Below are 7617 nucleotides of genomic sequence, written 5' to 3' on the forward strand. Positions count from 1 at the left end.
ATAGACCGAGCCGGCGCCTGCTGTCGAGGCAAAGGCGCGGCACCGGTTTGCCATTGTTTTTCCCCCCGTTTCCGGCCAGTTGGCGATCCTTCGGCGCGGTGCCACCCGGCGCCGGATTTAGCCCCCGCGACAATCTGACCTTGTGCCTTCACCCGACTGGACAAAAACTGGCTTCACGCATAAACCGAACTCCAAATGCCGGAGGAATTCGCTAGCCTGTTCGCCATGCGCTGTCGGGCCGGCGCGATTGAGCGGGGACAAGGCTCGGCCGCCGGCACGGAAGAGGCGAAAGGATCAGGCACCCGTGAGCGCAACCGATACCCACGATCCCAACCGTCGTGATTTCCTCTATGTCGCCACCGGCATGGCCGCGGTGGTCGGCGCGGGGGCTGTCGCATGGCCGTTCATCGATCAGATGCGCCCCGACGCCTCGACACTGGCGCTGGCCTCGGTCGAAGTGGACGTCTCCTCGCTGACGCCGGGCTCGTCGCTGGTCGTCAAGTGGCGCGGCAAGCCGGTCGTGGTGCGCAACCGCACCGAAAAGGAGATGAAGGACGGGGAGGCCGTCGATCTCGCCGACCTGAAGGACCCGATCGCCCGTAACGCCAATTTGCCGGCCGACGCTCCGGCGACCGACGCCAACCGCACGACGCCCGGCAAGGAAGCCTGGATGGTCATGGTCCAGGTCTGCACCCATCTCGGCTGCATCCCGCTCGGCCAGGAAGGCGATTTCGGCGGCTGGTTCTGCCCGTGCCACGGCTCGGTGTACGACACCGCCGGCCGCATCCGCAAAGGCCCGGCGCCCGAGAATATGGCGGTGCCGGTATTCAAGTTCATTTCCGATACCAAGATCCTTATCGGTTGAGGCAGGGGATATTTCGATGAGCGAGGGACACTCGACCTATACGCCCAAGACCGGTATCGGACGCTGGTTCGACGCCCGCATGCCGCTGCCCAGGCTGGTCTATGACAGCTTCGTCGCCTATCCGGTGCCGCGCAACCTCAACTACATGTGGACCTTCGGCGGCATCCTGTCGATCATGCTAGCGTCGCAGATCCTGACCGGCATCGTTCTGGCGATGCACTACACGTCCGACACCACTCTCGCCTTCGATTCGGTCGAGAAGATCATGCGCGACGTGAATTCGGGCTGGCTGCTGCGCTATCTCCATTCCAACGGTGCCTCGTTCTTCTTCGTCGCCGTCTACATCCACATCTTCCGCGGCCTCTATTACGGTTCCTACAAGGCGCCGCGCGAGCTGCTGTGGATCCTCGGCTGCATCATCTACCTGTTGATGATGGCCACCGGCTTCATGGGCTACGTGCTGCCGTGGGGGCAGATGAGCTTCTGGGGCGCCACCGTCATCACCGGCTTCTTCAGCGCCATTCCGCTGGTTGGAAACTGGATCCAGGAGCTGCTGCTCGGCGGCTTTGCCGTCGACAACCCGACGCTGAACCGCTTCTTCGCGCTGCACTACCTTTTGCCGTTCATGATTGCCGGCGTCGTCGTGCTGCATATCTGGGCACTGCATGTCGTCGGGCAATCGAACCCGACCGGCATCGAGGTCAAGTCGAAGACCGACACGGTCGCCTTCACGCCCTACGCGACCATCAAGGACGCGTTCGGCATGATCGTGTTCCTGTTCGTCTTCGCCTATTTCGTCTTCTACCTGCCGAATTTCCTCGGCCACCCGGACAACTACACGGTGGCCAACCCGCTGAAGACGCCGGCCCACATCGTTCCGGAATGGTACTTCCTGCCGTTCTACGCGATCCTGCGCGCCATCACCTTCAATATCGGGCCGATCAACTCCAAGCTCGGCGGCGTGCTGTGCATGTTCGGCGCCATCGCCATGCTATTCCTGGTGCCTTGGCTCGACACCTCCAAGGTGCGCTCGGCGGTCTACCGACCCTGGTACAAGCTGTTCTTCTGGCTGTTCGTGGCCGACGCCATCCTGCTCGGCTGGCTGGGTTCGCAGCCGGCGGAAGGCAGCTACGTCTTCATGGCGCAGATGGCAACGCTGTTCTACTTCGCCTTCTTCCTGGTTGCGCTGCCGGTGCTCGGCCTGATCGAGACGCCGCGGCGTCTGCCGAACTCGATCACCGAGGCGGTGCTGGAGAAGAACAAGGGTGCCGGCGCCGGCCATCCGGCTGGCGCGAACGCCGCGCCGGAAACCAAGGGCTGAGAATCTAAGGGGATTTGGGTATGAAAAAGATTCTCACCTCGCTGGCTCTGCTTGGCTTGCTGGCCGCGGGCACCGCGGCCATCGCCGAGGAGGAACACAACGCGGCCGCACCGACACATTTCCCGATCGACGAACCGAAGGAAATGAGCTGGAGCTTCGCCGGACCATTCGGCACCTATGACAAGGCCCAGCTGCAGCGTGGCCTGAAGGTCTACAAGGAAGTCTGCTCGGCCTGCCATTCGATGAACCTGGTGGCCTTCCGCACGCTGGAAGGGCTCGGCTATTCGGACGCGCAGGTGAAAACGCTGGCCGCCGAATACACGATCCATGACGGTCCCAACGATGCCGGCGACATGTTCGACCGCCCTGGCAAGCCGTCCGATCACTTCCCGGCGCCGTTCGCGAACGAGCAGGCGGCCGCTTCGGCCAATGGCGGCGCCGCTCCGCCCGACATGTCGCTGCTGGCCAAGGCACGCGGCGTCGAGCGAGGCTTCCCGCGCTTCGTCTTCGATATTTTCACCCAGTACGCCCAGGGCGGCCCGGACTACATCCATTCGTTGCTCACCGGCTATGACCAGACGCCGCCGGCCGGCATGGTGATTCCAGAGGGTACGCACTACAACCCGTACTTCCTGTCCGGCGTGTCGCTGAAGATGCCGAAGCCGCTCTCCGACGGCCAAGTGACCTATGACGACGGCTCGCCGCAGACGGTGGACCAGTATTCGCGCGACGTCTCGGCCTTCCTGATGTGGGCGGCCGAGCCGCACCTGGAGGACCGCAAGAAGACCGGCTTCCGCGTGCTGGTGTTCCTGGCGTTGTTCGGCGCCCTGGTCTACATGACCAAGCGCAAGGTATGGGCCGACGTGGCGCACTGAGCCGGGACTTGCCGGAAAAATGCGAGGGCGCCGGACGGCGCCCTTTTCTTTTTCGGCTCTAGCCGGCAAAACTCTACGGCAACGGATCAACCGCCCATGAAATCCTCTCTCGAAGAAACGCTGCTCGCGGCCATCCGCACCATTCCCGACTATCCGAAGCCGGGCATATTGTTTCGCGACATCACCACCTTGCTCGGCAATGCCCGTGCCTTTCGTCGCGCCATCGACGAGCTGGTGCATCCCTATGTCGGGCTGAAGGTCGACAAGATCGCCGGCATCGAGGCGCGCGGCTTCATCCTCGGCGGCGCCGTCGCCCATCAGCTATCTGCCGGCTTCGTGCCGATCCGCAAGAAGGGCAAGCTGCCCTACGAGACGGTGCGCGTCGCCTACAGCCTGGAATACGGGCTGGACGAGATGGAGATGCACAAGGATGGCGTTTCGGAGGGCGAGAAGGTGATCCTGGTCGACGACCTGATCGCCACAGGCGGCACGGCGGAGGCGGCGGTGAAGCTTTTGCGCCAGATTGGCGCCGACATCGTCGCCGCCTGCTTCGTCATCGACCTGCCGGACCTCGGCGGGCGCCAGAAGCTCGAAGCGCTCGGTGTGCCGGTAAGGACGCTGATCGGGTTCGAGGGGCACTAGTGAATAGTGAATAGTGAATAGTGAATAGTGAAGATCATTGCTCAATGAGAGACGCTGGGTCTCTACCTGCCGCTCACTACTCACCATTCACCATTCACCATTCACTACTCCACCTTCACCAGCACCGCGCTGTCGAATTCGATGACCTTGTCGCCTGTCGAATCGAAGGCTTCGCAGCGCAGCGTGAGCAGGTTCCAGCCGGGACGCGCGGCAAGCGGGCGGTGGGCAAGCGCGGTGCGCGAGAAGGTGACGGTCTCGCCGGCATAGACCGGTTTCAACCATTTCAGGTTCCGGAAGCCGGGCGAGGGGCCGAATTCGGGTTGTGGGCCCGGGCCTGTCCAGCGCACGCCCTCGGTCTCCATGCGCTTTTCGAGATTGTATTTCATCCAGGTGGCCGCGGTGTGCCAGCCCGAGGCGCATAAGCCGCCGAGCACGCTGTTCTTCGCGGCCTCCTCATCGACGTGGAAGACCTGCGGGTCGTATTTGCGGGCGAAGGCCTTGATCTCGTCCGGACCGAATTTGTGCGCGCCGAGCGTGACGGTCTGGCCGATCAGGAAGAACTCGTCCAAAGTCATGACGGGTCCTTTGCGGCATCACGCGCGAGGAACATGCCGGTGTTCTCGAGCTCGAAGACGCTTTCGCCGCGTTGGTTGAACAGTTCGCTGCGCATGGAGACGAGGCCGAGCTGAGGCCGCGACTTGGACTGGCGCTTGGCGAGTACGGTGACCGTGCCGCAAAGCGTGTCGCCGGCCAGGACCGGTTTCTTCCATTTGACGTGGTCGATGCCGGGCGAGCCTTGCGAGGTCGAGTCCAGCAAGAGGGCGTCGCACAGCATGCGCATGAACATCGCGCAGGTGTGCCAACCCGAAGCCGACAAGCCGCCGAGGATGCTGGCCTTGCCGGCCGCCTCGTCGAGGTGCATCGGCTGGGCATCGAACTCGCTGGCGAATTCGATGATCTCCGCAGCGCTTACATTTTTCGTGCCGAGGTCGTGCGAGGCGCCCTCGACGAAATCCTCATAGGCCCAGGTCTTTCCGGTCATGGTCCATTTCCGATTAGGCGAACGCGCGATCCCGAGGATCGGGCATCCCGGATGCCGGCCAACAGGCATTTGGTCAAGTCATTTCTGGTGAGCCAGCCGGAGGGCGGCGCCGCCGTCAGAGCCAGCCGCGGCGGCGGAAATACCAGAAGGGCAGGATCGCCGAGATCACCATCATGGCGATGGCGAAGGGGTAGCCGAACTCCCATTTCAGTTCGGGGATTACATTGAAATTCATGCCGTAAATCGAGGCGACCAGCGTCGGCGGCAGGAAGATGACGGCGGCGACCGAGAAGATCTTGATGATGGCGTTCTGCTCGATCGAGATCATGCCAAGGGTGGCGTCGAGCAGGAACGAAATCTTCTGCGACAGGAAGGTGGCGTGGTCGGCGAGCGACAGCACGTCGCGCGACAGGGTCTTGACGCGGGCGCGGATGTCCTTGCTCATCTTGGTCTGGGTCGCGACGTGGGCGAGGAAGCCGGCCAGGCGCTGCAGCGAGATCAGGCTGTCGCGGATCGAGGAGGCGATGTCCTCCTTGCGGCCGATGGCCTTGAGCAACTCCTGGAAGTCGCGGTTGCGCTTGGAGACCTTGGTCGACCTGGCCTCGAAGATATCGCGCGAGATCGCTTCCACGTCGCGGCCGGCGCGCTCCAGAATGTCGGCGAGGCGGTCGACGATCGCTTCCAGTAGGCCGATCAGGATGGTGTCGCCGCTGGTGCAGCCGGTCGCCACCTTCTCGGCGCGCAGCGGAAACGTCTTGAAGGCCTTCGGTTCGTGATAGCGCACGGTGACCAGACGGCTGCCGGCCAGCGCGAAGGTTACCGGCGACATCAACGGGTCGTCGGCCTCGGTCTGGGCCGGCAGCGTCGCGGTCATGAAATAGGCGCCGTCCTCGATGTAGAGGCGACTGGAGATTTCGATCTCCTCCATCTCCTCGCGCGTCGGGATGGCGACGCCGAGCCAGCTCTCGATGGCGGTTTCCTCGTCCTTGGTCGGATTGAAAAGATCGGCCCAGACAACCTTGTCGCCATTTGCCACAAGGTCATCAACCAGACGCAGCCGATCATTGTCCACGACGAATGCCTTGATCATCGCCGGATCTCCCTTGCTGGATCGAAGAGATTTTCGTTCGAAGCGTCGTCAGGACTGCATGGGCTTCGAGGAGCCCGCGAGCACCAGCCGATTAGACCTGCGGCATGATGAGGTCAAGACAGGCGACGGGAGGGCGCAATCTGCCGGACGCGCGCCGCCGCGAGCATCAGGTGTTGAACTTGAACAGCATGATGTCGCCGTCCTGAACGACATACTCCTTGCCTTCGTCGCGCGCCTTGCCGGCCTCCTTGGCCGCGACTTCGCCGCCGAGCGTGACGAAGTCGTTGTAGGCGATGGTCTGGGCACGGATGAAGCCGCGCTCGAAATCGGTGTGGATGACGCCGGCCGCCTGCGGCGCCTTATCGCCTTTGTGGATAGTCCAGGCGCGCGTCTCCTTCGGTCCGACGGTGAAATAGGTGATGAGATGCAAAAGGTCGTAGCCGGCGCGGATCACCTTGTTGAGACCCGGTTCGTCGAGGCCGAGCGAGGCGAGGAACTCCATCTCCTCGTCGTCGGAAAGCTGGGCAACCTCCGCTTCGATCGCTGCCGAGATGACGACGGTGCCGGCGCCCTGAGCGGCGGCCATCTTTTCCACGGCCTTGGAGTGCTCGTTGCCGGTCGCGGCATCGGCCTCGGCGACGTTGCAGACATAAAGCACCGGATGCGAGGTGAGCAGGTTCAGCCCCTGCAGGATGCGCAGATCCTCCGGTCCTATGCCCTTTAGCAGGATGCGGGTCGGCTTGCCCGCCTGCAGCAGTTCGAGCGCTGCCTCCATCATCGGCAGCACGGCCATCGCTTCCTTGTCCTTGCCGGCGGCGCGCTTGCGGAACTGGACGATGCGGCGCTCGAGGCTTTCGAGGTCGGCGAGCATCAGCTCGGTCTCGACCGTCTCGGCGTCGGCGACGGGGTCGATGCGGCCCTCGACATGGGTGATGTCGTCGTCCTCGAAGCAGCGCAGCACATGGACGATGGCGTCAACCTCGCGGATGTTGGCGAGGAACTGGTTGCCCAGCCCTTCGCCCTTGGAGGCGCCGCGCACCAGGCCGGCAATGTCGACGAAGGAGATGCGGGTCGGGATGATCTCCTTCGACTTGCCGATGGCGGCGATCTTCTGCAGGCGCGGGTCCGGCACCGCCACCTCGCCGGTGTTTGGCTCGATGGTGCAGAACGGGTAGTTGGCGGCCTGCGCCGCCGCCGTCCTGGTCAGCGCGTTGAAGAGCGTCGACTTGCCGACATTAGGCAAGCCGACGATGCCGCATTTGAAACCCATTGTGTCCGGTCCTATCGGGAAATCGAAATTTGATCAGGGCTATGGGCGAAAGGAGTGACGAACGTCAACCCCTCGGCCGCCATCCCCGGCGACGTTCAGCCCTTGCCGCCGAACAGCTTCTTCAGCATGGCGGCCATCGGGCCCGTTTCGGGCAGCTTTGCCGGCGCCTGCTGCGGCCTGGCCTGGCGGATGTGGCTCTGCGCCTTTGGCGCCTTGGGTGGCGGGCGATCGTCGTCGCCGGTCGGCGTCAGTTTTTCACGCAGGGCGAGCGTGATGCGGTTCATGAAGGAATTGTCGTCGCCCTTGGCCAGCAGGCCGGCGTCGTCGGCGATGGTGTCGAGCAGAACCTCGAGCCATTCGCGGTCCGCCTTGGCGAAGTCGCCAAGCACGTGGCCGTGCACCATTTCCTTGACGCCCGGATGGCCGACGCCGACACGCACGCGGCGATAGGCTTTGCCGACATGGTCGTCCAGCGAGCGGATGCCGTTGTGGCCGCCGGAGCCGCCACCGAC

General features: G+C 63.5%; 8 protein-coding genes and 1 pseudogene. 4 read left to right on the forward strand and 5 right to left on the reverse strand.

All coding sequences use genetic code 11. From position 1 onward, the window contains the following. Positions 1 to 304 precede the first annotated feature (304 nt). The 4 genes from petA (at position 305) to EOA33_RS17705 (ending at position 3703) form a co-directional block, all read left to right on the forward strand. Complete coding sequence (gene petA, locus EOA33_RS17690) at positions 305 to 865, forward strand: ubiquinol-cytochrome c reductase iron-sulfur subunit (RefSeq protein WP_126058671.1); 561 nt, start codon at positions 305 to 307, stop codon at positions 863 to 865. 16 nt (positions 866 to 881) lie between these two features. Continuing rightward, positions 882 to 2186 (forward strand): cytochrome b N-terminal domain-containing protein, encoded by a 1305-nt coding sequence (locus EOA33_RS17695; protein ID WP_126058672.1) that lies wholly within the window; start codon positions 882 to 884, stop codon positions 2184 to 2186. 20 nt (positions 2187 to 2206) lie between these two features. Beyond that, positions 2207 to 3061: a cytochrome c1 gene (locus tag EOA33_RS17700; RefSeq protein ID WP_127399830.1), complete on the forward strand. Its 855-nt coding sequence runs from the start codon at positions 2207 to 2209 to the stop codon at positions 3059 to 3061. 96 nt (positions 3062 to 3157) lie between these two features. Then, entirely contained in the window at positions 3158 to 3703 is a 546-nt protein-coding gene (locus EOA33_RS17705) for an adenine phosphoribosyltransferase (protein WP_126058674.1), read from the forward strand. A gap of 104 nt (positions 3704 to 3807) precedes the next feature. Here the strand turns inward: EOA33_RS17705 and EOA33_RS17710 are convergent, their stop codons facing one another. The 5 genes and pseudogenes from EOA33_RS17710 to EOA33_RS17730 form a co-directional block, all read right to left on the reverse strand. After that, positions 3808 to 4278, reverse strand: a complete 471-nt coding sequence (locus EOA33_RS17710) for a MaoC family dehydratase (protein WP_126058675.1) — start codon at positions 4276 to 4278, stop codon at positions 3808 to 3810. Further along, positions 4275 to 4745, reverse strand: a complete 471-nt coding sequence (locus EOA33_RS17715) for a MaoC family dehydratase (RefSeq protein ID WP_127406188.1) — start codon at positions 4743 to 4745, stop codon at positions 4275 to 4277. The genes EOA33_RS17710 and EOA33_RS17715 overlap by 4 nt, the downstream gene beginning before the upstream one ends. Positions 4746 to 4860: 115 nt before the next feature. Beyond that, positions 4861 to 5835, reverse strand: a complete 975-nt coding sequence (corA, locus tag EOA33_RS17720; RefSeq protein WP_126058677.1) for a magnesium/cobalt transporter CorA — start codon at positions 5833 to 5835, stop codon at positions 4861 to 4863. Between the two features lie 166 nt (positions 5836 to 6001). Further along, positions 6002 to 7105 carry a redox-regulated ATPase YchF gene (ychF, locus tag EOA33_RS17725; RefSeq protein WP_126058678.1) on the reverse strand — a complete coding sequence of 368 codons (1104 nt, stop codon included), beginning with the start codon at positions 7103 to 7105 and terminating at the stop codon, positions 6002 to 6004. Positions 7106 to 7200: 95 nt separating this feature from the next. Then, positions 7201 to 7617, reverse strand: a pseudogene (locus EOA33_RS17730) (aminoacyl-tRNA hydrolase); the annotation flags it as partial.

Source organism: Mesorhizobium sp. M4A.F.Ca.ET.050.02.1.1, assembly GCF_003997725.1.
GTDB lineage: Bacteria > Pseudomonadota > Alphaproteobacteria > Rhizobiales > Rhizobiaceae > Mesorhizobium.